22 protein-coding genes are annotated in these 26,232 nt (G+C 71.3%); 7 read left to right on the forward strand and 15 right to left on the reverse strand.

Translation table 11 applies throughout. The features are described from left to right. The first annotated feature begins 58 nt into the window (after nt 1–58). Together cmk and der are read left to right on the forward strand one after the other, a co-directional pair. Nucleotides 59–715, forward strand: a complete 657-nt coding sequence (gene cmk, locus ACFYWM_RS01490) for a (d)CMP kinase (RefSeq protein ID WP_389907207.1) — start codon at nt 59–61, stop codon at nt 713–715. Beyond that, nucleotides 712–2,136: a ribosome biogenesis GTPase Der gene (gene der / locus ACFYWM_RS01495; RefSeq protein ID WP_389907209.1), complete on the forward strand. Its 1,425-nt coding sequence runs from the start codon at nt 712–714 to the stop codon at nt 2,134–2,136. The genes cmk and der overlap by 4 nt, the downstream gene beginning before the upstream one ends. 314 nt (nt 2,137–2,450) lie before the next feature. On the opposite strand, the gene ACFYWM_RS01500 is transcribed toward der, so the two are convergent. The 3 genes from ACFYWM_RS01500 to ACFYWM_RS01510 all read right to left on the reverse strand — a co-directional run bounded on the left by ACFYWM_RS01500 (nt 2,451) and on the right by ACFYWM_RS01510 (nt 5,470). Next, the gene (locus ACFYWM_RS01500) at nt 2,451–4,007 is read right to left on the reverse strand and encodes an MFS transporter (RefSeq protein WP_389907211.1); all 1,557 of its coding nucleotides are present in this window, start codon (nt 4,005–4,007) and stop codon (nt 2,451–2,453) included. 2 nt (nt 4,008–4,009) lie between these two features. Further along, on the reverse strand, nt 4,010–4,690 hold the full coding sequence (locus ACFYWM_RS01505) for an LppX_LprAFG lipoprotein (RefSeq protein ID WP_389907213.1): 681 nt from the start codon (nt 4,688–4,690) through the stop codon (nt 4,010–4,012). Nucleotides 4,691–5,005: 315 nt separating this feature from the next. Continuing rightward, entirely contained in the window at nt 5,006–5,470 is a 465-nt protein-coding gene (locus ACFYWM_RS01510; RefSeq protein WP_389907215.1) for a MarR family winged helix-turn-helix transcriptional regulator, read from the reverse strand. Between the two features lie 257 nt (nt 5,471–5,727). Here ACFYWM_RS01510 and ACFYWM_RS01515 point away from each other — a divergent pair, with 257 nt between their 5' ends. Then, nucleotides 5,728–6,684 (forward strand): cation diffusion facilitator family transporter, encoded by a 957-nt coding sequence (locus tag ACFYWM_RS01515; RefSeq protein ID WP_389907217.1) that lies wholly within the window; start codon nt 5,728–5,730, stop codon nt 6,682–6,684. Between the two features lie 4 nt (nt 6,685–6,688). On the opposite strand, the gene ACFYWM_RS01520 is transcribed toward ACFYWM_RS01515, so the two are convergent. From ACFYWM_RS01520 to ACFYWM_RS01545, 6 genes are all read right to left on the reverse strand, one after another. Further along, a complete protein-coding gene (locus ACFYWM_RS01520) occupies nt 6,689–8,122 on the reverse strand; it encodes an aminopeptidase P family protein (protein WP_389907219.1) in 1,434 nt (477 codons plus the stop codon). 99 nt (nt 8,123–8,221) lie between these two features. Continuing rightward, nucleotides 8,222–9,502 (reverse strand): ABC transporter substrate-binding protein, encoded by a 1,281-nt coding sequence (locus ACFYWM_RS01525; RefSeq protein WP_389907221.1) that lies wholly within the window; start codon nt 9,500–9,502, stop codon nt 8,222–8,224. Between the two features lie 4 nt (nt 9,503–9,506). After that, entirely contained in the window at nt 9,507–10,634 is a 1,128-nt protein-coding gene (locus tag ACFYWM_RS01530; RefSeq protein WP_389907223.1) for a branched-chain amino acid ABC transporter permease, read from the reverse strand. Continuing rightward, the gene (locus ACFYWM_RS01535) at nt 10,627–11,517 is read right to left on the reverse strand and encodes a branched-chain amino acid ABC transporter permease (protein WP_389907225.1); all 891 of its coding nucleotides are present in this window, start codon (nt 11,515–11,517) and stop codon (nt 10,627–10,629) included. The genes ACFYWM_RS01530 and ACFYWM_RS01535 overlap by 8 nt, the downstream gene beginning before the upstream one ends. Continuing rightward, nucleotides 11,514–12,431 carry an ABC transporter ATP-binding protein gene (locus ACFYWM_RS01540; RefSeq protein WP_389907227.1) on the reverse strand — a complete coding sequence of 306 codons (918 nt, stop codon included), beginning with the start codon at nt 12,429–12,431 and terminating at the stop codon, nt 11,514–11,516. Before ACFYWM_RS01540 ends, ACFYWM_RS01535 begins: the two co-directional genes overlap by 4 nt. Beyond that, complete coding sequence (locus ACFYWM_RS01545; protein ID WP_389907230.1) at nt 12,428–13,261, reverse strand: ABC transporter ATP-binding protein; 834 nt, start codon at nt 13,259–13,261, stop codon at nt 12,428–12,430. The genes ACFYWM_RS01540 and ACFYWM_RS01545 overlap by 4 nt, the downstream gene beginning before the upstream one ends. Before the next feature lie 183 nt (nt 13,262–13,444). Here ACFYWM_RS01545 and ACFYWM_RS01550 point away from each other — a divergent pair, with 183 nt between their 5' ends. Next, nucleotides 13,445–14,644 (forward strand): PucR family transcriptional regulator, encoded by a 1,200-nt coding sequence (locus ACFYWM_RS01550; RefSeq protein WP_389907232.1) that lies wholly within the window; start codon nt 13,445–13,447, stop codon nt 14,642–14,644. Between the two features lie 94 nt (nt 14,645–14,738). Beyond that, nucleotides 14,739–15,167, forward strand: coding sequence for a CBS domain-containing protein (locus ACFYWM_RS01555; RefSeq protein ID WP_389907234.1), 429 nt, complete (start codon nt 14,739–14,741; stop codon nt 15,165–15,167). A gap of 226 nt (nt 15,168–15,393) precedes the next feature. Here the strand turns inward: ACFYWM_RS01555 and ACFYWM_RS01560 are convergent, their stop codons facing one another. Then, complete coding sequence (locus tag ACFYWM_RS01560) at nt 15,394–18,702, reverse strand: S8 family serine peptidase (protein ID WP_389907236.1); 3,309 nt, start codon at nt 18,700–18,702, stop codon at nt 15,394–15,396. 487 nt (nt 18,703–19,189) lie between these two features. Between ACFYWM_RS01560 and ACFYWM_RS01565 the strand changes: the two genes are divergently transcribed. Further along, nucleotides 19,190–19,444 (forward strand): Smr/MutS family protein, encoded by a 255-nt coding sequence (locus ACFYWM_RS01565; protein ID WP_329093428.1) that lies wholly within the window; start codon nt 19,190–19,192, stop codon nt 19,442–19,444. A gap of 153 nt (nt 19,445–19,597) precedes the next feature. Here ACFYWM_RS01565 and ACFYWM_RS01570 read toward each other — a convergent pair whose 3' ends face one another. Beyond that, on the reverse strand, nt 19,598–20,770 hold the full coding sequence (locus ACFYWM_RS01570; protein ID WP_389907238.1) for a DUF418 domain-containing protein: 1,173 nt from the start codon (nt 20,768–20,770) through the stop codon (nt 19,598–19,600). A gap of 83 nt (nt 20,771–20,853) precedes the next feature. Here ACFYWM_RS01570 and ACFYWM_RS01575 point away from each other — a divergent pair, with 83 nt between their 5' ends. After that, nucleotides 20,854–21,462 carry a TetR/AcrR family transcriptional regulator gene (locus ACFYWM_RS01575; RefSeq protein ID WP_389907240.1) on the forward strand — a complete coding sequence of 203 codons (609 nt, stop codon included), beginning with the start codon at nt 20,854–20,856 and terminating at the stop codon, nt 21,460–21,462. 12 nt (nt 21,463–21,474) lie between these two features. On the opposite strand, the gene ACFYWM_RS01580 is transcribed toward ACFYWM_RS01575, so the two are convergent. Genes ACFYWM_RS01580 through ACFYWM_RS01595 form a run of 4 tightly spaced genes read right to left on the reverse strand, consistent with a single transcriptional unit; the run spans nt 21,475 to nt 26,105 of the window. Next, nucleotides 21,475–22,311 (reverse strand): carbohydrate ABC transporter permease, encoded by an 837-nt coding sequence (locus ACFYWM_RS01580; RefSeq protein ID WP_389907242.1) that lies wholly within the window; start codon nt 22,309–22,311, stop codon nt 21,475–21,477. Next, complete coding sequence (locus ACFYWM_RS01585) at nt 22,308–23,249, reverse strand: carbohydrate ABC transporter permease (protein WP_389907244.1); 942 nt, start codon at nt 23,247–23,249, stop codon at nt 22,308–22,310. Before ACFYWM_RS01585 ends, ACFYWM_RS01580 begins: the two co-directional genes overlap by 4 nt. Beyond that, entirely contained in the window at nt 23,246–24,586 is a 1,341-nt protein-coding gene (locus ACFYWM_RS01590; RefSeq protein ID WP_389907246.1) for an extracellular solute-binding protein, read from the reverse strand. Before ACFYWM_RS01590 ends, ACFYWM_RS01585 begins: the two co-directional genes overlap by 4 nt. Before the next feature lie 4 nt (nt 24,587–24,590). Further along, the gene (locus tag ACFYWM_RS01595) at nt 24,591–26,105 is read right to left on the reverse strand and encodes an alpha-N-arabinofuranosidase (RefSeq protein ID WP_389907248.1); all 1,515 of its coding nucleotides are present in this window, start codon (nt 26,103–26,105) and stop codon (nt 24,591–24,593) included. Between the last annotated feature and the right edge of the window lie 127 nt (nt 26,106–26,232).

Here is a 26,232-nt window from a genome sequence, read left to right on the forward strand (position 1 = left end):
TCCCGGCTCCCGGTAGCCTCGTACGGACAACTGAAGCGGGCTGCAAGGGAGAGGCGTCGTGACCGGACTGGTCGTCGCCATGGACGGTCCTTCGGGATCGGGTAAGTCGAGCGCGTCACGAGGGGTGGCGCGGGCCCTGGGGCTGCGTTACCTCGATACCGGCGCGATGTACAGGGCGATCACCTGGTGGATGCTCCAGCAGGGCGTCGACCTCGCCGATCCCGGGGCGATCGCCGCCAGGGCGCTCGACCCGGTCCTCACGCTGGGCACCGACCCGGACCTCGCGGTGGTGGCGGTCGACGGCGTCGACGCCGTCGCGCCGATCCGCACCACCGAGGTCACCGCGGCCGTCTCGGCGGTCAGCGCGGTGCCCGAGGTACGGCACCGGCTGGTGGCCGAGCAGCGTGAGATCATCGGCTCGGGCGGCATCGTCGTCGAGGGCCGTGACATCGGCACGGTGGTGGCGCCCGGCGCCGCGGTCAAGATCTACCTGACCGCGAGCGCGGACGCCAGGGCGCTGCGCCGCACGGCGGAGCTCACCGGCACCACGGTGGAGGCACAGCGGGCCGCGATGGCCCGCCGCGACACCCTCGACTCGACCAGGAAGGCGGACCCGCTGGCGAAGGCGGCCGACGCCGTCGAGCTCGACACCACGGCGCTGAACCTCGAAGAGGTCATCGCCGAAATACTGCGTGTGATTAAGGAAAAGGCGTGACCGGGGTATACGAAGAAGACGGCTGGATCGACGCGGAGCTCGCCGATTCGGGGACCGACGACAGCTCGCAGCGGGATGTGGGGCCCGACACCGCCCCGCAGCCGGTAGTGGCCGTGGTGGGCCGCCCCAACGTGGGCAAGTCCACCCTGGTCAACCGGATCATCGGCCGCCGGGAGGCGGTCGTGGAGGACGTGCCGGGGGTGACCCGCGACCGGGTCACCTACGACGCCACCTGGCGCGGGCGCCGGTTCACGGTGGTCGACACCGGGGGCTGGGACCCCGACGCGACCGGCATGGCGCTGAAGATCGCCGAGCAGGCCCAGGTGGCGGCCGAGCTCGCCGACGTGATCCTGTTCGTGGTCGACGCCGTCGTGGGCGTGACCGACGCGGACGAGATCGTCGGCCACGTGCTGCGCGGGTCCGGCAAGCCGGTCATCCTCGCCGCCAACAAGGTCGACAACCAGCAGATGGAGCTGGAGGCCGCCGGGTTGTGGGCCCTCGGCCTGGGCGAGCCGCAGCCGGTCTCGGCCCTGCACGGCCGTTCCAGCGGCGACCTGCTGGACGTGATCCTCGACAAGCTGCCGGAGACGCCCGAGCAGCGTTTCGGCCCCGAGCGCGGCCCGCGCAGGGTCGCCCTGGTCGGCAAACCCAACGTGGGCAAGTCCTCGCTGCTGAACAAGCTGGCGGGCTCCGAGCGCGTGCTGGTCGACCCGATGGCGGGCACCACCCGCGACCCGGTGGACGAGCTGGTCGAGCTCGGCGGCAAGACCTGGCGCTTCGTCGACACCGCGGGGATCAGGCGGCGCGACCGCGAGCTCAAGGGCGCCGACTTCTACGCGAGCATGCGCACCCGGGGGGCCCTGGAGCGCTCGGAGATCGCGGTGGTGCTCATCGACGCCAGCGACGTGCTCACCGAGCAGGACCTGCGGATCATCTCCCTGGTGATCGAGTCCGGCCGGTGCATGGTCGTGGCGTTCAACAAGTGGGACCTGCTCGACGAGGACCGCCGTTACTACCTGGAGAAGGAGATCGACCGCCAGCTCGTCCGCGTGCCGTGGGCGCTGCGGATCAACATCTCCGCGAAGAACGGCTGGCACGTCGACCGGATCGTCCCCGCGATCGAGAAGGCGCTCGACTCCTGGTCGACCCGGGTGCCCACCGCCCGCCTCAACGCCTTCCTGACCGACCTGGTCGCGGCCACCCCGCCCCCGGTCCGCAGCGGCAAGCAGCCCAAGATCCTCTTCGCCACGCAGGCGTCGACGGAGCCGCCGAAGTTCGTGCTGTTCACCTCGGGCTTCCTGGAGGAGACCTACCGCCGCTTCATCGAGCGCCGGATCCGCGAGGAGTTCGGCTTCGCCGGGTCGCCCATCGAGGTCACCATGAAGATCCGCGAGAAGCGCCAGGGACAGAAGAAGAAGTAGGAGCCCCGCTCCGGTTACGGGCCTCGTCCCGAACGCGGGCCCCGCTCCGGTTACGGCCCCCAGTCAGGGCGCGGGCTCTGTTCCGGGCATGAGCCCCGTTCGGAGTACGGTCCCTGTCTCAGGTACGGGGCCTGTTTCGGGCATGAGCCCCGGTCCGGGCGCGGGCCCCGCTCGGGCCCTGTTTGGGTACGGGGCCTGTTCCGGGCGTGAGTCTTCTGACGGTCGGTGGTCCCGTCCCGTCCCGGGCAGGTTCTGTCCGGGACGGGAGGTTCCGGCGCGTGGCCGGGCCGGGCAGGGGCGGGCACGCGTCCGGGTCAGGGCTTCTCCGCCCGCCCGGAGCCGCGTGGCAGCAGCAGGGCGACCAGCACGCCCAGGCCGCACAGGACGGCGGTGATCAGGAAGATCTCGCTGTACTCGGTGTGCAGCGCCTCCTTCACCCTGTTCTGGTACTCGGCGAGCTGTCCGGCGTACACGACGGGGTCCACGCCGAAGGGCAGGGGCGTGTCCAGGTCGGCGGTGAGCGACTGGAAGCGGTGGAAGCCCCACGCCGAAAGCCCGGCGACGCCGAGCAGCATGCCCATCATCCGGGCGACGACCACCGCCGCGGAGGCCACCCCGTGCTGGGCGGCGGGAACGGCCCGCAGCACCGCCGAGGAGACCGGGGCGATCACCAGGCCGAGTCCCAGCCCGGCGACGATCAGGTCGGCGTCCATGCGGTATCCGGCCGAGGCCAGGTCCAGGGGCCACTGGCCGATGCGGACGTATCCGGCCGCGGCCACCGCGAGCCCGATCACCGTCACCGCGCGCTCGCCGTAGCGGCGGGACATGAGGCCGCCCGCCAGCGCGGCCACGGAGAGCGCGACGAGGAAGCGCGACAGCACCAGGGCGCCGTCCAGGCTGTCGAGGCCCAGCAGCGTCTGCGCCGCCAGCTGCACGTCGACCAGGGTCACCAGCAGCGCGGCGCCGGTCAGGAAGCTCACCCCGAGCGTGGCGAGGAACGGGCCGCGCGACACCCCCGTCATGTCGATCAGCCGGGTTCGCGACCGCCACTCCCACGCGACGAACGCGGCACCGGACACGACACCGGCGACGATCATGGGCACGCCCCACGAGGGGAGGACCGACTCGCCGGGGTCGGGGTTGTAGAGGCCGGCCACGAGCAGGCCGAGCGCGAGCGCGAGCAGCAGCCCGCCGACCACGTCGACGCGCCTGCCCGCCCCCGCCCCGAGGGCCCGGTCGCGGTCGGGCGGCGGCACCGAGCGCTGCACGGCGATCGCCGCCAGGGCCACCAGCGGGACGTTCAGCCAGAAGATCGACCGCCAGCCGCCGAGCTGCACGCCGCCGACCTGCAGGGTGACCGGGACCAGGGCGGCGAGGGCCGCGCCGTACAGGGGGCCGAGCACGCTGCCGAGCTCCTGGGCCGACCCCACCGCGCCGAGCGCCACCGGGCGCTCGTCCTCGTCCCACAGGTCCCCGATCAGGGCCATGGTGATGGGCAGCAGCGCGCCGCCCGCCACCCCCTGCAGGGCCCGCCCCGCGACCAGCCAGGGCACCGTCTCGCCCAGCGCGGTGACGACCGAGCCCGCGGCGAAGCCCGCCAGGCACAGGTGGATGAGCGGGCGCCTGCCGTACCGGTCGGAGAGCTGGCCGAGCAGCGGCATGGCCGCGATGTAGCCGAGCAGGAAACCGGTGACGATCGGGGTGGCGCGCTCCAGGTGGTTGACGGGGACGTCGACGTCCCTGGCGATGTCGACGAGGACGGTGACCACGACGTACGCGTCCAGGGCCGCCAGCAGCACCGCGGTGCCGCCGACGCCGAGGGCGGTCCGCCGCCGGGCCGCGCGGGTGCCCTCCGGGGCGGTGCGGGTCACCGTCACTCCGCCGGAGCGGTGACCTGGACCGGCACGTCGTAGTCGCTGAAGGCCACGACCACCTTGCCGCCGGTCAGGGGCAGGTCCGCCTTGAGCAGCCGGTTGGTGGCCCTGTCGATCCAGAGCACGGCGTCGACGCTCTGCGAGAGGCCGGGCACCATCGTGGCGAGCACCTGCTGGGAGAGCGTCGCCGAGACCCGGTAGGTGTCGACGCCGTCCAGCTTCTCCGCGGCCTGGGTCTTGGCGTCCAGCGCGTTGGCCAGCAGCTGTACGACGCCCTTCTCCGGGTTGAGGATGGCGGACGGGTCGTAGATCGCCGCCAGCTGGCTGCGCGACATCCGCTGGAAGCCGCCGGTCACGCCCTTGAAGTGGACGGTCTCCCCGATCAGCACGAAATTGATCTCCTGGAGGCTGCCCATCACGTCGATCTGGAGGGTGCCGTCCGCGTCGCCGGTCCCGCTGAGACGGCCGGTGGCCTTCTTGACCGGTACGGGCGGGGTGCCCTCGGTCTCCATCGAGAAGGCGGCCGACTTCACGGCGCGCGTCGCCTCCGCCGACTTCTTGAGCAGGTCGGCTCCGTTGGGGAGGGCCGGGGTGCTGTCGGGGGCACCACCGCCGCTGCACGCGGTGACCAGGGAGAACGCGGCGATCACCGCGATGATGAGGATCCGGCGAGCAGACATGGGCGGATCGTAACGACACTCTGGTCTACTAAGGAGTAACGACCGGTATCGGTTTCGCGTCGGCGGGTGCTTTCGCGGGCTTCACCGGCCGGTTCCGGGTCGGCGGACGCCTCTGCGGTTGCGGGTCGGCGGGTGCTTTCGCGGGCTTCACCGGCCGGTTCCGGGTCGGCGGACGCCTCTACGGTTTTCGGGTCGGCGGGCGCTTCTACGGGGTCGACCGGCCGGTTCCGCGTCGACGGGTGCCCTCGCGGGCCCCACCGGCGAACAGCGTGTCGGCGGACGCCCCCGCGAGCCGCCCTCCCGGCCGGTCCCGCGTCAGCGGATGCCTTTGAGGTGGTCCACCACCGGCGCGTACGCCGCCTCCAGCTCGATCAGCTGGTCGTCGGTGAGCAGGTCGATGAAATGCCGGCGCACCCCGGCCACGTGGTGGGGCGCGACCCTCTGGATGGTCGCCCAGCCGTGTTCGGTGAGGACGGCGAAGGTGCCGCGCCGGTCGTCGGGACAGGTCTCCCTGGCGACCAGGCCGGCGGCCTCCATCCGGGAGATCTGGTGGGACAGGCGGCTGCGGGACTGGATCGTGGCGTCCGCCAGATCGCTCATCCGCATGCGGTGACCGGGGGTCTCCGACAGGTTCACCAGGATCTCGTAGTCGTTGACCGAGAGCCCGAAGGGCTGGAGCTCGCGGTCGAGGCGGTGGTCGAGGAGCTTGTGCACGGCGAGGTGGGCGCGCCACGCCCGTTGCTCGATCGAGGACAGCCAGCGAGGCTCCTGGTCGTTCACCGGTCGCTCACCACTCTCGTTCACCGCGTGTGTGGCCGCGATCCCGGCGGATCCGTCCCCCGGCCGACCGCTTCGCTCGCCGGGCGGGGCTTGCTTCAGGGTCATAGATCAGAACTTACATCAGAAGGTGCCGATCGCTCGTGGTGGGCGATGTGACGAATTGACAGAGTCAGGATCACGATCCGGCCCGGCTACCAGGCGGGACGCGGCGAGCCACCGGTGGGAAGCAAGGGAATCGTCACCCGTAAAGTAACCACATGCCGGATAAGGGGACGGATGTCGATAAAGCCGGATCGGAGAGCCTCGCCACGGTGGTCGTGGCGGGTCTGGCCAACCTCGCGATCGCCGTGGCCAAGCTGGTCGCCGGGCTGGTCAGCGGCTCGTCGGCGATGCTGTCCGAGGCCGCCCACTCCGCCGCGGACACCGTCACCGAGGTCCTGCTGTTCGTCGCGGTGCGCAGGGGCGGTCACCCCGCCGACGCGCGGCACCCGTTCGGCTACGGCAAGGCGGGGTTCTTCTGGGCGCTGCTGGCGGCCTTCGCCACCCTCACCGGCGGAGCCGGGTTCTCCATCACCCACGGGGTGCACGAGATCCTCACCGGTGAGAGGCTCACCGACCTGACGATCTCGTACGTGGTCCTCGCGGTCTCGTTCGTGATCGAGGGGATCTCGTTCCTCAAGGCGTTCTCGCAGGTGCGGGGGGAGGCCCGCCGCTTCGAGGTGAGCCCGCGGCGCTATGTCGCGAAGACCTCCGACACGGCGCTGAAGGCGGTGCTGTTCGAGGACGCGGCCGCCCTGGCCGGGCTGCTGATCGCCGCGGCGGGACTGCTCGCCTCCCAGCTGACCGGCTCGTCCCTCTGGGACGGGACCGCCTCCGTGGTGATCGGCCTGCTGCTCCTGTGGGTGGCGATCCACCTCATCCGCGCCAACGCCTCCCTGCTGATCGGCCAGGCCGCGCCCGAGGGGCTGACGGAGCGCATCCGCGAGGAGATCGCCGCCCTGCCCGAGGTCGAGAGCGTGGTGGAGCTCCTGACCATGATGCTGGGCCCCGGCGAGACGCTGGTCGCCGCCCGCGTCGACTTCGTGGACGACACCACGGGGGCGGGGCTGGAGCAGGCCTCCGACCGGGTGGAACGCGTGCTCAAGGAACGCTTCCCCTCGGTGACGCAGGTCTTCCTCGACCCCACCCCCGGGCGCTCGTCCCGTCAGGCTTGACCGGTCACCCCGCCAGGTCTGAACCCCTGACGTCCTCCATCCACCTCTCCACCTCGTCGGGGTGGCGGGGCAGCCCGGCCGACATGAGGCGGGCGCCGTCGGCGGTGACGACGAGGTCGTCCTCGATGCGCACGCCGATGCCGCGCAGCTCCGGGGGCAGCGTCAGGTCGTCCGGCTGCAGGTAGAGGCCGGGCTCGACGGTCAGCACCTGTCCCTCCTCCAGCACGCCGTCCAGGTAGGCCTCCGAGCGGGCCCTGGCGCAGTCGTGCACGTCCATGCCGAGCATGTGGCCGCTGCTGCACAGCGTGTAGCGGCGGTACAGGCCGCTCTCGGGCTCCATCGCCTCGTCCGCGCCGATCTTCAGCACGCCCCAGTCGTGCAGTCCCTCCGCGATGACGCGCATGGCCGCGCGGTGGAAGTCGCGGAAGCGCGCACCGGGGCGCAGGGTGGCGATCGCCGCCTCCTGGGCCTCGTACACCAGCTCGTAGACCTGGCGCTGGACCGGGGTGAAGCGCCCGGACACCGGCAGGGTCCTGGTGATGTCGGCGGTGTAGAGGTGGTCGGTCTCCACGCCCGCGTCGAGGAGCAGGAGCTCGTTCCCGGCCAGCCGCCCGTCGTTGCGGATCCAGTGCAGCACGCACGCGTTGGCGCCGGAGGCCACGATGCTGTCGTAGCCGACCGCGTTGCCCTCCAGGCGGGCGCGGAGGCCGAAGACCCCCTCCAGGTAGCGCTCGCCGCGCCGGTGCCCCAGGGCGGCGGGCAGGGCCCGCGCCACGTCCTCGAACCCGCGCGTGGTCGCGTCGACCGAGAACTGCAGCTCGGCGATCTCCCACTCGTCCTTGACGAGCCGCATCTCGGAGAGGAACGTCTCCAGCTCCTCGTCACCGTCGCCGGGCGAGACCCGCCCGTCCACGGACGCGTCCACCCCGCGCAGCACCCGGGCGGGCCCGGTGAGCGCGTCGCCCAGCCTGTCGATCGGCGCGCAGGCGACCTGGTGGATCGCCTCCGCCTCGGCCAGGTCGGGGCGGCGGCCCACCCAGAACTCGCCGTAGCGGCGGTCGCGGTAGAACTCCTGGCCGGCCTGGCCCGGCGCCGACCTCGGCGAGCGGGGGCGCAGGAACAGCGTGGCCTCCCCGGAGGGCTCGACGACCAGCACGTCGTCGGGCTCCTGGTCGCCGGTGAGGTAGGCGAACGCGCTGTGCGCCCGGAACCGGTAGTCGCTGTCGTTGCTGCGCGCCTTGAGCGTGCCGGACGGGATCACCAGCCGCTCGCCGGGAAAGCGGGCGGCGAGCGCGGCGCGGCGCTTGGCGGTGTAGGCGGCCTGCGGCAGCGGTGCGAGGTCGTCGCGGTGCGTGTCGGCCCAGCCGGTGGTCATGAACGCGGCGAGGGCGTCGGAGACCGGCAGGTCATGGCTGCCGGTGTTGAGCTTTTGGGTCATTTTGTCCCCGGGCGCGAAGGTCTCTGGTCACCTCCACGCTAGTCCGGAGCGGTGCGGCCCGCACCCCCGGCAGGTACCGGGCCGCACCGCGCACACGGGTCAGCCCACCGGGACCTGGTACTCCTTGGCCAGGTCGGACGTGGCGGCCTCCTTGAAGACGACGGCGCCGCCCAGGGCGGCCTTGTCCGGCTTGGCCACGTACGACAGCAGCGAGGCGGGCTTGTCGAAGGTGGTGAAGTCCATGACCGTGCCGAACTCCGCGCCCCAGGACGACTGGCCGCGGTGCGCGGCGACGACGGCGCCCCGGGTCAGGTCCTTGCCCTCGCAGGCCTTCTTGAGCGCGTCGACGACGATCGCCGCCGCCGAGTAGCCCGAGGGGACGCCGCTGTCGATGGCGGTGTCCGGGTACTTCGCCGCGTAGTCGGCGGCGAGCTTCTTCATGGCGGGCATGTCGGCGCTGATCGGCGTGCCCGCGGTCATGTAGTAGAAGTCCTTCAGCAGCGCTGGCCCGGCCGGGGTGGGCAGCAGCTGCGGGGAGTAGGCCGAGTTGCTGCCGACGAACGGCACGTCCATGCCCTTGGCGAGCGAGACGCCGACGAGCGAGGCGGTCTGCCTGGGGCCGACGGAGACCAGGATGGCCTTGACGCCCTCCGCCTTGAACGCGGCGACCTGGGCGCTCATGTCCTGGTCGGTGGCCTTGATCTTCTGCTCCACGAGCGTGAGGCCGAGCTTCTCGGACGCGTACTTGGAGCCGTTCAGCGCGCTCTCGCCGTAGTCGCCCTCGAAGTACAGGTGACCGATCTTGTCGCCGGACTTGATGCCCTTCTCCTTGGTCAGGAAGTCCACCCCGTTGATCATGTCGATGTCGTAGGTCGTCCCGGTGACCTGGATGGACTTGCTGCCCAGCAGCCCGGTCGCCCAGGCCTGCGGGATGGTGAGCATCTGGTCGGTCTCGATGCGCTGCTTGAGCGCGTTCACCATGGGCGAGCCGACGAAGTGGGCGATCGCCACCGTCTTCGGGGCGATCTCGGTGTAGGCCGCGATCGCCTTCTGCGCGTCGTAGCCGTGGTCGCGCACCAGCGCCTCCAGCTGCCGCCCGCACACGCCCCCGGCCGCGTTCGTCTGCTCGAAGTACAGCTGCTGCGCCTGGGTGAGGCTCTTGCCGAACGAGGCGTACGGGCCGGTGAGGTCGGTCATCAGGCCGATCGTGATCTTGTCGGCGCTGACGCCGGGGCCCGTCTTCACGCCGTCCCCCCCGACGGCGGAGGGGGCGGCCGCGCCGCTGCCCCCGGTGGCCTTCTCGCTGGCGCACGCGGTGACGGCCAGGGCGAGGGCGGCGAGTACCGCGATGCGCCGGACCGGGGTTCTTGGGATTCCCATGTCATCAGTTCCTTGTGTCGGGGGAGGGGGAGGGGGAGAGCGGGGTCTTCGCCGCGGAGGGAGCCGGTACGGGGGTGAGCCGCCGGTTCACCGCCAGGCGCAGGCGCCCGGCGAGGCCGAGCAGCCCGCCGGGCAGGAAGAGGACGACGACGACCACGGCGGCGCCGTACAGGATGCGGGCCGCCTCGGCGGGTGACACCCCGCCCGAGCCCGGCTCGGCCACCAGCGGCAGGGCGTCGCTGTAGCGGCTGAGCAGCTGGGGGAGCATCGAGATGAAGATCGCGCCGATCACCGCGCCCGCGACGGAGCCGAGCCCGCCGATGATGATCATCGCGAGGTAGTCGAGGGAGAGCAGCAGGCCGAAGTAGTCGGGCACGGTGCGCTGGAAGACCAGCGCGATCAGGACCCCGGCCAGGCCGCCGTACATCGACGACAGCACGAACACCCCGGCGCGGTAGCGGGCCACCGGCACGCCCAGCACCCCGGCCGCGATCTCGTGGTCGCGAATGGTGTTCATCGCCCGCCCGGGACGGCCGCGCAGCACCCCGCGGGCGAACAGCGCCGCGCCGGTCAGCAGGACCAGCCCGAGGAACCAGAGCCGTTCCAGCGCCCCGAACGGCACCTGCGCCACCACCAGCTCGGGGGTGTCGGCGAAGGTGAACCCGAACAGCTCCATCGGCGGCACCACGCGCCCGTTGTAGCCGCCCGTCACGGGTTCGGCGTTGAACAGCACGTGCTGGCCGACGAAGATCAGCGCGAGGGTGGCGATGCCGAGGTAGGCGCCTTTCAGGCGTCCGGCGATGGGGCTGAACACCCCGCCCGCGACGCCCGCCGTGAGCACCGCGAGCAGCGCCGCGACGGGCGTGGGCAGACCCAGGCCGCCGAGGGCGTGCGCGCCGCCCTCCGGCTCGGAGCCGAAGTAGACGTAGGCGTACGCGCCGACCGCGAGGAAGAACGCGTGCCCCATGGACAGCTGGCCGGTGGCGCCGGTCAGCAGGTTGATGCCGATCGCGCCGATCGCCGCCGACATCGCGAAGAGCCCGGCCTGCAGCCAGAAGCCCTCCAGGTAGAACGGTACGGCGATCGCCGCCGCGGCCAGCGCGACGCAGGAGAGGATGACCTTCTTAGACACGTGCCAGCTCCCTCGTCCCGAACAGCCCCGCGGGCCGGATGAGCAGGACAATGATCATCACGAGGAACGGCGCGACGTCGCCGATGCCCCGGCCGAGGAAGGCCAGGTCGTTCTGGTAGCCGCTCATCATGGCCTCGGTGACGCCGATGATCAGCCCTCCGGCCAGCGCCCCCGTGGTGGAGTCGAGGCCGCCGAGGATCGCCGCCGGGAACGCCTTCATCGCCGCGAAGGTGGTGCTGCGGTCCAGCCCCGGGGTGGGGAAGACGCACAGGAAGAGCGCGGCGACGGCGGCGAGCGCCCCGGCGACCGCCCAGGCCCCCATCGAGACCCGCCCGCGCCGCACGCCCATCAGCGCCGCCGTCTCCGCGTCCTCGGCGGTGGCGCGCATGGCGATGCCCCAGTTGGTGTACTTGAACGCGAGCAGGAACGCGGTGATCAGGGCCGCCGCGACGGCGAACGCGACCACCCGGGTCTGGGCGACGCTGACGGGGCCCAGGTGCAGCACCCGGTCGTGCCACGGATCGCCCAGGGCGAGCACGTCGGTGCCGATCTGCCTGGTCAGCTCGGTCGTCAGCACGATGTCGACGCCGATCGTCACGATCGCGAGCACGCTGTGCGAGGCGACGTTCGCCCGGCGGATGATCAGGAACTCGATGAGGGCGCCCACCACGGCCGCCCCGGCGACGCCCATCAGCAGGGCGGTCCAGAAGCCGACCGAGGGGTGCATCTTGGCCACGATGAAGCCGCCGACCAGCAGCAGCGAGGCGTGCGCGAAGTTCACCACCTCGGTCGCCTTGAAGATGATGACGAACCCCAGGGCGATCAGCGCGTACACGGCCCCGACGGAGATCCCGTTCACCAGGAGTTCGAGAAAAGTGATCATGAGGCGACCTCCTCGTCCTTGCCCGCGGCCTTCCCGGCCTTCCCGGCGCTCCCGTCTTTCGCGCTGTCGGCGAGCGCGTCCTCGACCAGGGTGTCCGCGGCCGGGGTGCTCTCCGCGGCCGCGCCCAGGTAGGCGCGGACCACCTCGGGGTCGTTCTGCACCTCGCCGGGGGAGCCGTCCGCGATGCGTTTGCCGAAGTCGAGGACCGTCACCGCGTCGGCGAGCCGCATGACGATCCCCATGTCGTGCTCGACCAGCAGGATCGAGATGCCGAGGCTCTCCCGTACCGCGACGATCAGCTCGGCCATGTCGCGGCGCTCGCCGCCGTTCATGCCGGCGACCGGCTCGTCCAGCAGCAGCAGCCGGGGCTCCATGCACAGGGCCCGCGCCAGCTCCACGCGCTTCTGCACGCCGTACGGCAGCAGCCCGACCGGTGTGGCCAGCCGTTCGGAGAGCCCGACGAACGCCGCGATCTCGGTCACCCGCTCGCCGTGCGCGGCCGCTTCGCGCCGGGCCGACGGCAGCCGAAGCCCGGCCGAGAGGAACCCGGCGCGGGTGAGCCGGTGGCGGCCGAGCATCAGGTTGTCCCGCACCGACAGGCGCGGCGACAGGGCGATGTTCTGGAAGGTGCGCGCCACGCCCAGGGCGGCGATGCGGTGCGGGGCGAGGGAGGTCAGCTCCGCGTCGCCGAACCGCACGCTGCCCGAGGTGGCCCGGTAGACGCCCGACAGGACGTTGAAGCAGGTCGACTTGCCCGCCCCGTTGGGCCCGATCACCGCGTGGACGCTGCCGGGCTCGACGCTGAAGCCGACCGCGTCCAGCGCGGTGAGCCCGGCGAAGCGCACGGTGACGTCACGCACATCGAGCCGGGGAATGGAAGTATCCGTACCGTCCGGTTGGTATGTGTCACTCACGCGGACCACCTCGCCAGCGCCGGGCGGGCGGCCCTCGGGCTCTCCGAAGACCCCGCGACGACCGGGGCCGGGTCCTCGATGCCCAGGTAGCGGCGGCGCACCTCGTCGCTCGCGGCGAGCTCGGCGGCCGGTCCCGACAGCACCACCTCGCCGACCTCCAGCACGTAGGCGTGCGAGGCGAGGGACAGGGCCATCGCGGCGTTCTGCTCCACCAGGAGCACCGTGGTTCCCCCGGCGTTGATCTCGCGGATGGTGTCGGCGATCTTCGCGGCCATCATCGGCGCGAGACCGAGGGTGGGCTCGTCCAGCAGCAGCATCCTCGGCCTCGCCATCAGCGCGCGGCCGATGGCGAGCATCTGCTGCTCGCCCCCGGACAGCAGGCCCGCGCGCTGCCCGGCGCGTTCGGCGAGCACGGGGAAGAGCGCGAGCACGCCCTCCCGCGCCTCGGCCGCGGTCCGGCGGTCGGGCGCGCCGAGGGCGCCGGCCCTCAGGTTCTCCTCCACCGTCATCCGCGCGAAGACCCTGCGCCCCTCGGGCACCTGGACGACGCCCCTGGCCACCACGGCCGAGGTGGCGACGCCGGACAGGCGCGTACCGCCGAAACCGACCTCGCCGGCGGTGATCCCGCCCCGGTGGAACCTGAGGGTGCCCGACACGGCGCGCAGCAGGGTCGACTTCCCCGCGCCGTTGCCGCCGAGCACCGCGACGACCGAACCGCGCGGGACGTCCAGCGAGACACCCCGCAGGGCCAGGACCGGGCCGTAACTCACCGCCAGATCCCTGACGACCAGCCCGGAATCTCCGGGCGGGCGAGGGTCGTGCACGTCCATGTGTGCCTCCTGACAGCCGATGAACGCACCCAACCGAGGCGCTTCACCGGCGTCCAGAGGGCAGGGTGAAGTCGGGGCGGGCGCCCATGCGGGACGGGTGCCGGTTGTGCGCGCGCACAACCCCGGATCACGAAACAGAACAGAACCTTGTTCGGCCAGGTTCCTTGCTGTCACGATCCCCAGATGGGGACCCGCCCGGTTACGGACGACGAAGTACGCAGGATCATGCGCCTGGCCGCCCGCAGGCTGCTGCGGAGACTTCCGGAGCTCACCGACGAGCTGGTCGCGAAGATCCGTGACACCGACGAGGCGTACCGGCGGATGGTCCCCACCGACGACCACTGGCAGAGCGTCTACGAGGCGATGCGGGACGGTATCGGCGCCATCCTGCTGCCCCGTTCCGAACGGTGTGACCTGCCGCAGGCGGAGAAGACCGCCCGGCGCAGGGCCGAGCAGGGATTGCCCATGGACTCCCTGCTGCGCAGTTACCGGCTCTCCGCCCAGGTGATGTGGGACGGTCTCATCGACGTGGTCGCCGAAGAGGAATCAGACAGCCTGCCTGTCCTGCTGCGCAGCGCCACGAAGGTGTGGCACGCCATCGACAGGCAGGCGATCGCCGCCGCCGAGGCCTACCGAAGACGGGAGGCCGAGATGTTCGGCCGCACAGCCGAGAGGGTCCAGGCCCTGCTCGACGCGCTCCTGGAGGACCGGGTCGACGCCGCCCTCGTCCGCAGCGCCGCCGCCGGGCTCGACCTGCCCGAACTGGGCCGGTACGCCGTCGTCATCACCCGGCTGCCCGGCCGCCACGACCACGGGGACGACGCCCCCCGGCCGACCGCCCTGGGCGTGATGCGCCTGCTGTGGCGGATGCGCCCCGACTACGAGGTGTCGGTCGTGCTGCTGCACGACGCGAACATGGACGACCTGGCCGAGGAGCTCCGCCCGCACGTCACCGGGTGCGCGGGGATCAGCCCGGTCGTCGAGGGGCTGGCGGAACTGGGCCGCGCCAGGCGGCTCGCCGAGCTCGCCCTGCGCACCTGCGTGGGCGAGGGCCCGGAGATCGCCAGGCTGGAGGACAGGCTGCCCGCCGCGCTGGTGGTGAGCCAGCCCGAGCTCGCCGGTCACCTCAGCGGCGCTGTGCTGCGGCCCATCCTCGCCCTCGACCAGGCCGACCGGGAGGTGCTCCTGGGCACCCTGGAGGCGTGGCTGCGGTGCGAGGGCTCGGCCATGCGCGCCGCGGGGCAGCTGTACTGCCACCGCAACACGGTCTTCAACCGCATCCGCCGCATCGAGCAGCTCACCGGCCGCTCGCTCGCGCGCCCGCTCGACATCGTGGAACTCACCCTGGCCCTTGACGCGGTACGGCTGCTGCCCGTTACCTGACAGTCACACCCTTTGCCTTTTTCGGTGCTTAGCGTGTGGCACAAAGGGGCAAAGGAGTGGGATACCCGCGCCAGGCTGAACCGAGGTGGTGTCAATGCTGATCGGTACGATTCTGCAAGGCAAGGGAGCGGAGGTGGCGACCGTCCGCCCGGACGCGACGGTCACCGAGCTTCTGACCGTTCTGGCCGAGAAGAACATCGGTGCCGTGGTGGTGTCCGAGGACGGCGAGTCCATCGCGGGCATCGTCTCCGAGCGTGACGTCGTGCGGCGGCTGCACGACCGCGGGGCCGTAGTGCTGGACGCGCCGGTGTCGTCGATCATGACGACCGAGGTCCGCACCTGCCCGACGGACGCCGACGTCGACGACCTCCGCCAGACGATGACCACGCACCGCATCCGGCACGTGCCGGTCGTGGACTCCGGCCGGCTGGCCGGGATCGTGAGCATCGGCGACGTGGTCAAGAGTTCCATCGAGGCCCTGGAGACCGAGAAGGCGCACCTGGTCGACTATCTCCACCGCTGACCCCGAACCCGCGAGCCCGGACGGGCCCGAGCGCGTGAGCCCGGACGAGTCCGAGGTCGCGAGTCCGGGTGGGTCCGGGCCCGTGACCCCGGACGGGCCCGAGGTCGTGAACGAGGACGGGCCCGAGGTCGTGAACGAGGACGGGCCCGGGTTGGCAAGCCCGGACGAGTCCGAGGCGTGAACGAAAATGGGCCCGGCGCGACGCGCCGGGCCCATCACGTCGTCACTACTGGACGGTTATCTTGTCCACCTCGATCGTCAGGCCCTTGACCTGCGGTGTCGACGTGCCCGTCGTCACCGACCCGATCCCGGGGCTGACGCCCTTGATCTTCATCGTGTAGCTCAGGCTGCCTCCCGGGGCGCCGGGAGTGCTGGACACCCGCAGGTCCTCGGACGGCGGGCCGGTGATCTGGCCGCCCGCGGTGCCGTCGGCGTTCTCGGCGCCCACGGTGAGGCCGTAGCCCGCCGGGGGATCGCCGGGCAGGTTGTCCGGGTCGTAGGTGTAGGTGATGTCCTCGGTCCCGTTCAGGCCGATCCACTGCTGGAAGACCTTGAGGTCGCTCGTGCCGTACAGGTTGAGCCGCCACTCGATGACGAGCCAGTCGCTCACGCCGTCGGTCAGCGTACCGGCGTAGACGCCCGGCGCGCCGGTGCCGTCCAGGTCGGTCCAGTAGGGGGCGAGCACGTTGTTCGGGGTCGTGGGGTCGGGCAGGGTCTGCGGCTGGAACGAGACGTCGGCCGAGCCCGAGCTGCCCCCGGCGACCGTGTAGCCGTTGGAGACGATGCCGATCCTGCTGTAGGTGTTGCCCGCGTACTGGAACGGGGGCACGGTGAAGTTGATCGCCTGCTCGTCGCCGATCGGCACCGGCGCGATGCCGAAGGCGTCCAGCGGCAGGTACGGCGCGGGACCGGTGCCCGGGGCGATGCCCGGCCTGTCCGGCTGCCTGGCCGCGAGCGTGGTCTTCGTCGTCGCGATCTGGGTACCGACCTTGGTGGCGCCGGTCACCGAGTTCAGGCGCAGCCTGCCGTCGAGCGTGCTGACCGCCGTGACCTCGGCGTCCTCCAGGGTGTCGTTCTGCACGGTGACCGTGCAGGTGGACTCGCCGGTGTTGCGCGGGATGGTGGCCGGTGCGCAGGTCTGGTCCACCGGGATGGCGCCCTCCTTGCGGACGAACGCGACCGGCAGGTGCAGGTTGCGCGAGCCGCCGACCTGCTTGAGGTTCACCTGGCCGAAGTACTGGCCCTCGGGCAGGTCCGGCGCGGTGATCACCACGCTGAGCTTGACGCTCTTGCCCGCCTTCACGGTGAACAGCGGCGGCAGCACCGTGATGTTCGCGCCGCTCACGGTCGTGCCCGTGGCGGTGAAGGTGAGCGTCTTGTCGGTGACGTTGGTGAACGTCCGCTTGGCGGTGATGAGACCCGGCATGATCGGGGCGTTCACCGACGGCAGGTTCAGGTCGATGCGGTTGAGCGGGTCGTCGGCCGAGGCGGTGAAGTTCTCACCGGTCTCGTCCAGGGTCAGGCCGGGGTCGCCGGCCTTGGTCAGGTCGACGCGCCCGCCGCCGGTGTCGAACGGGTCGGCCGGGGTGACGCGGTCCTGCTTGGTGACCGAGGTCTTGGCCGTCGTCTCCATCGCGGACTTCACCTGGCCCGGGGTCCAGGTCGGGTGCAGCGCGAACAGCAGGGCCGCCGAGCCCGCGACGTGCGGCGACGACATCGAGGTGCCCGAGATGACCTGGTACAGGTTGCCCGGGGGACCACCGGCCGGACCCTCCAGCAGCGGCGTCTGACCGGCCAGGATGTGCAGGCCGGGGGCGGTGACGTCCGGCTTGAGGAAGTCGCCGCCGGGGCCGCGCGAGGAGAACGTGGTGATCGCGTCGCCCTGCCAGGTGGTCTTGGTGCCCTGGGTGAACGAGGCCGTCGTGCTCGGGTTGGCCGTCAGGAACGCCAGCAGGGCGTCACCCTCGGGCTTGTCGATGTGGACGGAGGGGACCCAGTGGTTGTCCGTCATCACGTCGAGCGGGGTGGCGTTGTACAGGATCATCCCGGCCGCGCCGCCCTGCCGGACGTTGAAGCCCTTCAGGACCCGGTCGGGACCGCGCTCACAGACGACGATCTTCCCGGTGAACAGGCCCGCGGGAGCCGGCGTCGTGCACAGCGGGTTGGAGTACGGAGGCGCCGAGGCCCGCACCACCGGCAGCGGGGAGGCGAGGCCCGGGGTGATGGAGGCGCCCTTCAGCGTGGCCGTCGCGCCGCCGGAGCCGGACAACGTGATCGTCGACTGGAAGGTCCTGGTCTGCGTGGAGGCCGCCACCGTGGTCACCCACGGGCTGACGTGGTTGACGGTCGCCGCGCCCGGACCGGCGTTGCCCGCCGAGGCCGAGACGAGCACGCCCGCCGAGTACGCGTCGAGGAAGGCCAGCTCCACCGGGTCGCTGTAGGGGGAGGTGCCGCCGGAGATCGAGAAGTTGATCACCCGGACGCCGTCGAGGATGGCCCGGCCGACCGCCTGGGCGGAGTCGGAGGGGTAGCAGCCGGCCTGGCCGCAGACCTTGTAGACCGACACGTGCGCCGCCGGGGCGATGCCGTGGATCGGTCCCCTGCTGATGCCGAGCGGGTTCGTGTCGGCCACCGGGCCGCCCGCCGAGGTCGTCGCGGTGTGGGTGCCGTGGCCGTTGGAGTCGCGGGCGCTGTCCGGGAAGGTCTCGCCGCCGACGTTCGCGTTGTAGGTGTCCAGGAACGGGGCGCCACCGATGATCTTCCGGTTGCAGACGAACGGGTCGGCCGCCGGGGTCAGCGGGTTGTCGCCGAAGTCGCAGACGCGCGGCGTGCCGTCCTTGGTCGGGGGCGCGGCGGGCAGCGTGCCGGGGTCGGCGAACTGGGGGTGCTCGGGCCAGGCGCCGGAGTCCAGGATGCCGACGATGACGCCCTTGCCCGACGAGGAGCTGCCGCCCAGCTTGCTGTAGATCGCGGGCGCCCCGATGAACGCGGGGCTGGAGTCGGTCAGCAGCTGCTCGGGCTTGTCCTCCTGGACGGCGGCCACCCCGGGCAGCTTCAGCAGCGCGGCGGCCTTGTTGGCGGGGACGCGCAGCGCGATGCCGCCGTAGACGGTCCGCAGCTTCTGGCCCGCCTTGGCGCCTGGCACGTTCCTGGCCAGCTCGGCGAGGAAGGTGTTCTCGACGTCCTCGATGTGCTGCTGGTACTTCTTCGCGTCGCCGCTCTTGAGGTCGAGGGCCTTTCCGGTCTTCGCCGGGCTCGTCGCCGGAAGCCCGTCGAGGCCGCCCTGGTAGGCGGCGAAGGAGTCGTAGTCGAGCTTCACCATCACGTTGACCGTGGCGCCCGAGGTCGACTTCAACAGCCCCTCGTCACTCCGGGCGAGCTTGCCGGTGGGGGACTTCGCGCCCTGGACCGGCTCACCCCCGGTCAGGGGAGTCGCCGTCCACTTGGTGGACGGCGTGGGGGTGGGGGTGGGATCCGCGCTCGCCGGCGGCGCCATCGCCGCGACGAGCCCGACGCCGGCGGCGAGTACCGCCACGCGCCTGATCCTCGGTAAGTAGGGCTTCCTGGCCAACGAGACCTCCCTGTAGGCACGCATGAACCGCTGCACCCGCAGAGAGGGAGGCCACCCGCGCGCCCGGGGCAGGGCATGCCTGAGAGGCCGTGACCCTCCCCGGTGGGTGACGCGCGATCGGCCACCCGGTAAAGGCGGCCGATCATGACAGGGAGCCTAACTAGAGACCATTTATTTGCCTAGATCATCAAATTGACACAATTATCACGGGAATTAGTCATGTTTGATGGCAGACTCGGCCGGTGTTCCGGTCTCCCCGAGGTCGGCGGCCTCGGGCCTTCCCGTACCGGCGCGATGTGAGGTCACGGGTGGCCGTGATCGCCGCGAAGGTGAGGCGATCCGGAAGGCGGGACGACCGAGAAAGCGGGGCGACCGAGAAGGCGGGACGGCCCAGGAGGTGAGGCGGCCCGCCCCGCGTAAACTGTCCCCACCTGACACGCGGGAGGCTCGGTTGAAGCTCAAGCTTGATCTACACCCCCTCTACAACAAGGGCGGGGAGATCGACAAGGCGCTGCGGGGCATCATCGACGAGGCGATCAGGAAGAAGGCGACCGAGGTCGAGATCATCCCCGGCAAGGGCTCGGGCCAGCTGAAGAAGAAGGTCCTGCGCTTCCTGGAGCAGAAGGAGATCAAGGCCCTTTACCACCGCATCGACAAGGACGCCAAGAACCACGGCCGCCTCTTCGTCTACTTCCGCTACAAGTAGAGTGCCCGGCCTACTGCAAATCCGCTGGTGCTCGGGGCCGTCGAATTCGACAACCTCCATGCGCGTGCGGGGTGTCCCGGAGATGCCGGGTCTCGTACGGCATCGCCGGATGTCCGCCGACCGGCCGCCGTCGTACCGCGACGTACGGAAGAGTCAGCGGCGCGAGTAGGTGAGGCGACGCAGGGCGGCCTCGGCCGGGCCTCTTCGCCCGCCGGGTGCCAGCAGCGCGGCGAGCACCACGGTGGCCAGCCAGGTCACCACGGCGATGCCGGACGCCGCGGCGTCGCCCACGCGCGTGCCGAGCCCTCCGGCGTACGGCGCGAACACCGCCACGAAGATCACTGACTGGAGGAGGTAGCAGGTCAGCGACCATTGACCGCACGCGGCCAGGGCCCTGACGACCGGGCCGGGACGGTCGCGCCGCATCCGGCCGGTGGCGAGTCCGATGACGGCCGCGTACGCGAGCCCGCCGGCGATGCCGGTCACGCTGTGCAGCGCGTACGCCGGCACGGCCACCATGTCGGACGGCGTCCAGACGCTGGTGTCGATCAGCGTCAGCGGCACCGCGCCGGCCACGGCGAGGCCGGTGCCCAGGACGGCGACCCGGGAGAGCAGGTCCCGGTGCGAGGCGGGGTCCTCCAGCAGGCGGCGTCTCGCCGCCCAGATCCCGAACAGGAAGGCCAGCACCACGCCGGCGGCGAAGTAGGTGGGCGTCATCGTGGCCCATCCGATGAGCCGCATCACGGTCGCCTGGACCGGGTCCGCCATGGCGGCGGGCGTGTCGCCCTTGGGCGCGGAGACGGTGAGCAGCCCGAAGCCGAGCAGGACCACGACGTGCAGCACCAGCCCTACGACGGCGGCCCGTAGCACGACCTTGTCCTCGCGCCGGACGAACCCGGCGAGCACGAGCCCGACCAGCCCGTACGCCCCGAGGATGTCGCCGAAGAACAGCAGCAGCGCGTGGCAGAACCCGAACGCCAGCAGCCACAGGCTCCGCCGGCGCAGCACCTTGCGCACCTGTGGCCAGCTCCCGCCCGTGGCGAGCTGCCGGTTGGCGAGCTGCACCAGGCCGTAGCCGAACAGGGCGGCGAACATGGGCAGCGCGCGTCCGTCCACCAGCAGGATCTGCGTCCCGGCGACCAGCCGGTCCAGGGGGCCGCCGTCGAGCGCGTAGCCGCGGAAGCCCGCCTCGTGGCCTGACAGGTACATGTGCGCGTGCGCCAGCGCGATGAGCAGCAGCATCAGCCCGCGTGCGAGATCGGGCGCGAGCGCGCGCCGGGCGACGGGAGTGGCCCCGTGAACGGGAGCCGGTGGGGCGATGGACATGGTTGTCCCCTCGAAATTAGATACATGAGTGTAGCTAATGCTTGAGAGTAAGATACGCCCGTGCAGCTAGGCAAGGGGGACCGATGGGCGATCACAACGCCCGGACGCGCCGGCGCGGGGAGGAACTGTTGAAGGCCATCCACGACGCCGTGCTGGAAGAGGTGGTGGAGGTCGGCGCGGGGCGGCTCACCATGGACGGCATCGCCCGGCGCGCGGCCACGCCCCGCACGACCCTGTACCGCCGCTGGTCGGACCCGCGGGAGGTGCTCCTCGACGCGCTCTACCACCAGCACCCGGTCGAGGAGCCGACGGCGGGGGCCGACGACCTGCGCGGTGACCTCGTCCGCGCCCTGCGCCTCATGGTGGACTGGGCCCTCAGCCCGGCGGGCCGCGCCGTCGCGTCCATCCTCACCGACCCGAAAAGCGCCGCGCTGATGTCAGAGGCCCTGTTCGAGCGGGTCTTCGCCAACCGGGGCGGCACGTTCACCCGCACCGTGCTGCAGCACTACGCCGATCGGGGCCACTTCCCGGCCGAGCTGCTCACCCCGGTCGTGGCCGACATCGGCGAGGCCCTCGTCACCAAGCGCCTGATCGACGCCGGGGCACCGCCCACTGACGAGGACCTCGCGGCGATAGTCGACCAGGCGATCCTGCCCGCGATCGGGAATCCCCCGGCGGCGGGCCCGGCGTGACGGCGGGTCCGTTCAGCCCTTCAGGCCCGAGCGGGAGATGCCCTCGATGACCCAGCGCTGGGCGACGAGATAGAGCACGATCACCGGCAGGCTGGCGATCACCGCGCCGGCCATCAGCAGGTCGTAGCGGATGCTGTTGGCGCTCTGGAAGTTGCCCAGCCCCGCGGGCAGGGTCAGGGACTCGGGGCTGAGCAGCACGAAGATCGGCCACAGGAAGTCGTTCCAGTTGGTCAGGAACGACAGCAGGAACAGCGTCACCAGGGCGGGGCGGGCCAGGGGGAGCGCGATGGTGGTGAAGATCTGCCAGCGGTTGCAGCCGTCGAGTTCGGCGGCCTCCTCCAGCTCGCCGGGCAGGGTGACGAAGAACTGCCGCAGGAAGAACACGCCGAACGCGCCGGCCGCGGCCGGGACGATCACGGCGGGCAGGCTGTCCACCCAGGCGAGCTCGTTGACGATGAGGAAGTTGGGGATCAGCAGCACCACCGGCGGCACGAACAGCGTCGCCACGACCGTCGCGAAGATCGTGTTCCGGCCGCGGAAGCGGAGCCTGGCCAGCGCGTACGCGGCCGGTGCGGCGGTGACCAGGACCAGGGCCGCGTGGCCGGTGGCGGCGGCGAGGCTGTTGACGAACCAGGTCATGATCGGGCTGTCGGCGCTGCCGAGCAGCTCCCGGTAGGCGTCCAGGGAGGGCGGGTCCGGGATCCACTGCGGCTCGGTCGCCCCCGCCGCCTCGCGGGTCTTGAACGAGGTGGAGAACATGTAGATCAGCGGGCTCAGGTAGAGCGCCGCGATCACCGCCAGGACGAGGTGCAGCAGGGAGCGCCGCAGCCGCCGGGTGTCGAGGGTCATCGCCCGCTCCTGTCTCTGAAGGCGCCGAAGACCAGGGCGCTGGCCGCCATCAGGAACGCGGCGAGGATGAAGCTCATCGCCGACGCGGTGCCCATGTCGAACTGGCGCAGGCCGGTCTCGGCGATGAGGTAGATCGCGGTCTTCGTCTGGTCGGCGGGGGCGCCACGGGTGATCAGGTAGGACTGGCCGAACATGTTGGCCGAGGCCAGGATCGTGGCGTTGACCACGAACACCGTGACGGGTCGCAGCCCCGGCAGCGTCACCGACCGGAACCGCTGCCAGGCGGAGGCGCCGTCGACCATCGCGGCCTCGTGCAGCTCGCGCGGGATGTCCTGGAGCCCGGCGAGGAAGATGACCGAGTTCAGGCCGAGCGTCCACCAGACCGTCACGCCCACGAGGGCGATCCAGGCGGGCGGCACGTCGGTGGTCCACTGCACGTCCAGGCCGAGGTAGTGGTTGACCAGGCCGATGTTGCCGTCCAGCAGGAACTGCCAGACGAACCCGACGACGGCCACGCCCAGCACGTACGGCGCGAAGTAGACGGCGCGGTAGACGTTGCGCCCCGCGAAGCGGCCGTTCATCAGCAGCGCGACCAGCAGGGGCAGCACGATGAGCAGCGGCACCGAGGCGACGGTGAAGACGCCGGTGGCCCGCATCGCCGTCCAGAAGCGCGAGCCGTCCACGCTGTCCGGGTCGAACAGCTCGGCGTAGTTCTCCAGCCCGACGAACGGCTTGTCCGGGAGGTTGATGTCCCACTCGTGCAGGCTGGTCCAGAAGCCGAAGCCGATCGGCAGCAGCATGAAGACGGCGAACAGCGCGAGGTAGGGGGCGAGGAAGGCGTACGGCGTCCAGGGCCGCATCCTGGGCGTGACCCCGCCGGCGGGGGGCCGGTCCCCGGCGGCGGGGGACCGGCCCTTCCGCTCGGTGAGCAGGCTCACTTCTCGTACTTCCGCTTGTTGGTGGCGAGCAGCTTGTCGGCGGACGCCACGCCCTCCTTCAACGCGTCGGCCGGGGACGCCTGCTTCAGCACGGCCTTGGCCACCGCGAGCTCCAGGGCCTTGGACTGCACGTCGCCGACGCCGGGCAGCGGCGGCAGGAAGCGGAAGATGCCCACGTCGGAAGCCATCCTGATCTGCGGCAGGTCGGCGATCGCGGGGTCCTGGCGGGCGGAGTTGCGCGCCGGGACCATCCCGGCCTTGGCCCACTCGGTGGACTGGCGGCTGATGTGGTCGATGAAGAACTTGGCCGCCTGGACCTTGTTCGGGTCCTTGCCCGCCTGGGAGGTCATCACGAAGTTGTGCGAGGAGGCCCAGGCCGCGGTCGTGCCGCCGATGTTCGGGATCGGGGACATGCCCCACTTCAGCGACCTGGCGTTGGTCTTCAGGTCGTTGATCTGCCAGATGCCGTCCCAGGTGAAGCTGACCTTGTCGTTCTTGAAGGCGGCGTACTGGCTGTCCTGGGCGACCTTGGCCGGGCTGAAGCCCTTGTCGATCTGCTCGACCATCCAGCCCAGGGCCTTGGCGCCCGCCTCGGAGCCCCAGAGCGCGTTCGCGCCGTCCTCGCTGTAGAGCTCGCCGCCGAACTGCCAGAGCAGGCTCATGAACATCAGGTGGGCCGGCCACTTGCTGGGCATCCAGAACGGGTTCTCGATCCCGGCCTCCTTCAGCCTGCCCAGGGCGTCCTCGTACCCGGCCCTGTCGGCAGGGGCGTCGTCGAGGTCGATCCTCTCCAGGTGGGAGGTGTTCCAGTAGTCGGCCAGGCTGTGCACGTCCAGCGGGACGCTGTAGCGCTTGCCGTCGTAGATCCCGGCGTTCCACACGGCGGGGATGAAGTCGGACTCGCTGAGCTTCAGCGCGCCGACCACGTCGTCCAGCGGGATCAGCGTCTTGCGGGTGGCGAAGGTGCCGATCCAGTCGTTGTGGATGACCGCCACGTCCGGGCCCTTGCCCGCGGTGATGGCCGTCGGCATGGCCGGGTAGAGATCCTCCCAGCGCCGGGTGACGTTGCGGACCTCGATGCGGCCGGCGTACTCCTTGTTGAACGCCTCCAGCATCGTCCGCATGTGCGGGCCGTCGCCGCCGGTGAAGCCGTTCCAGTAGTCCAGGGTCACCTTGGGGCCGGAGTACTCCCCGCCGGAGAAGGTCGGCGCGGCCGGGGCGGGGGAGGGGGCGCCGGATCCGAGCTTGGTGCCGCCGCCGCAGGCGGCCAGCGCGGCGGTGAGACCGGCGGCGCCGGTCAGGCCCATGAACGAGCGGCGAGACAGGGGACTGGTCATGTTCCTACTCCTGGGGGGAAAGGGGAGCGAAGCGGACGATGTTCCACGAGACGGGTGAGAGGTTCAGGACGGCGCGGCGGCCCTCCACGCGCGGGCCGTCGCCCGGCCGGGGGACGACACGGTCGGGCGCGCCGGCGGAGTTGACCGCCGACAGGTCGTCGTCGGTGAGCTCCAGGTGCTCCACGGGACGCATGCCCTCGGGAAGCGTGATCTCCAGCGCGCAGGGGCCGTGCCGGTCGCGGTTGACCGCGAACAGTGTCAGCTCGCCGGTCGCCTCGTCGTGCGTGGCGGTCGCCCAGATCGCGGGAGCCTCGCCGTACCTGGCGGTCGGGATCACCTCGCACTCCGGCTCCACCCGCAGCACCTGGCCGCGGGCGTGCCGGGCGGTCAGCGCGAACGGGTGGAAGACGCTCTGCCGCCACGCCGGGCCGCCCGGCTCGGTCCTGATGGGGGCGATGACGTTGGCCAGCTGCGCCTGGCAGGCCACCCCGACGCGGTCGGCGTTGCGCAGCAGCGTGATGAGCAGGCTGCCGACCACCACCGCGTCGGTGACGTCGTAGGTGTCCTCGATCAGGCGCGGGCGTTCCTCCCAGTCCAGCGACGACTCGCCGGGGAAGCGGCTCTGGTACCAGACGTTCCACTCGTCGAAGGAGAGCCTGATCTTCTTCTTGCTGCGCAGCTTCGCGCCCACGTGGTCGGCGGTGGCCGCGATCGAACGGATCATGTGCTCCATGTCGGCGCCGCTGGCCAGGAAGGAGTCGACGTCGCCGTCGGAGGGGTCGTAGTAGGCGTGCAGCGAGATGTAGTCGACCATCTCGTACGTCGCCTCCAGCACCTCGGCCTCCCAGGCGCCGAACGTCGGCATGCCGCTGTTGGAGCTGCCGCAGGCCACCAGGGAGAGCTCCGGGTCGAAGCGCTTGAGGGCCCGCGCGGTCTCGGCGGCGAGCCGGCCGTACTCGGCGGCGGTCTTGTGGCCCATCTGCCACGGGCCGTCCAGCTCGTTGCCCAGGCACCACAGCCGCACGTCGTGCGGCTTGTCGACGCCGTGCGAGCGGCGCAGGTCCGACAGGCGCGTGCCGCCGGGGTAGTTGGCGTACTCGACCAGCTCCAGCGCCTCGGCCACCCCCCGGGTGCCGAGGTTGAGCGCCATCATCGGCTCGACCCCGGCCTTGGCGGCCCAGGCCATGAACTCGTTGAGCCCGAAGCCGTTGCCCTCCAGGCTCCGCCAGGCGAGGTCCAGCCGCGCCGGACGCTCCTCGACCGGGCCGACGCCGTCCTCCCAGCGGTAGTTGGAGACGAAGTTGCCTCCGGGGTAGCGCACCAGCGTCACCCCGAGCTCGCGGGTCAGCGCCAGCACGTCGGTGCGCAGGCCGTCGGCGTCGGCCAGCGGGTGGCCGGGCTCGAAGACGCCGGTGTAGACGCAGCGGCCCATGTGCTCGACGAAGGAACCGAAGAGCCGGGGCTCCACCGGGCCGATCCGGAAGGCGGGGTCCAGGGTGAGACGGGCGGTGGTCGCCAAGACACGACCTCTCTGTTAATGCGACATTTCGTGGTACGGGGTTTCTACAACGTTGTTTCAACGTTGTAAACAGTCGCTTCGGAAGTCGATACCGGGGCGTTACGATCGTCGGAATCGGATCTCGTAC

The sequence above is a fragment of the Streptosporangium sp. NPDC002721 genome (assembly GCF_042888905.1).
In the GTDB taxonomy this organism is placed as follows: domain Bacteria; phylum Actinomycetota; class Actinomycetes; order Streptosporangiales; family Streptosporangiaceae; genus Streptosporangium.

Bases quoted from the DNA above. Each gene is read 5' to 3' on its own strand.
- ACFYWM_RS01505 (WP_389907213.1), bottom strand. From the start codon at position 4,690: ATGTCTGCTCGCCGGATCCTCATCATCGCGGTGATCGCCGCGTTCTCC.
- ACFYWM_RS01515 (WP_389907217.1), top strand. From the start codon at position 5,728: ATGCCGGATAAGGGGACGGATGTCGATAAAGCCGGATCGGAGAGCCTC.
- ACFYWM_RS01520 (WP_389907219.1), bottom strand. From the start codon at position 8,122: ATGACCCAAAAGCTCAACACCGGCAGCCATGACCTGCCGGTCTCCGAC.
- ACFYWM_RS01525 (WP_389907221.1), bottom strand. From the start codon at position 9,502: ATGGGAATCCCAAGAACCCCGGTCCGGCGCATCGCGGTACTCGCCGCC.
- ACFYWM_RS01535 (WP_389907225.1), bottom strand. From the start codon at position 11,517: ATGATCACTTTTCTCGAACTCCTGGTGAACGGGATCTCCGTCGGGGCC.
- ACFYWM_RS01545 (WP_389907230.1), bottom strand. From the start codon at position 13,261: ATGGACGTGCACGACCCTCGCCCGCCCGGAGATTCCGGGCTGGTCGTC.
- ACFYWM_RS01550 (WP_389907232.1), top strand. From the start codon at position 13,445: ATGGGGACCCGCCCGGTTACGGACGACGAAGTACGCAGGATCATGCGC.
- ACFYWM_RS01555 (WP_389907234.1), top strand. From the start codon at position 14,739: ATGCTGATCGGTACGATTCTGCAAGGCAAGGGAGCGGAGGTGGCGACC.
- ACFYWM_RS01570 (WP_389907238.1), bottom strand. From the start codon at position 20,770: ATGTCCATCGCCCCACCGGCTCCCGTTCACGGGGCCACTCCCGTCGCC.
- ACFYWM_RS01575 (WP_389907240.1), top strand. From the start codon at position 20,854: ATGGGCGATCACAACGCCCGGACGCGCCGGCGCGGGGAGGAACTGTTG.
- ACFYWM_RS01580 (WP_389907242.1), bottom strand. From the start codon at position 22,311: ATGACCCTCGACACCCGGCGGCTGCGGCGCTCCCTGCTGCACCTCGTC.
- ACFYWM_RS01590 (WP_389907246.1), bottom strand. From the start codon at position 24,586: ATGACCAGTCCCCTGTCTCGCCGCTCGTTCATGGGCCTGACCGGCGCC.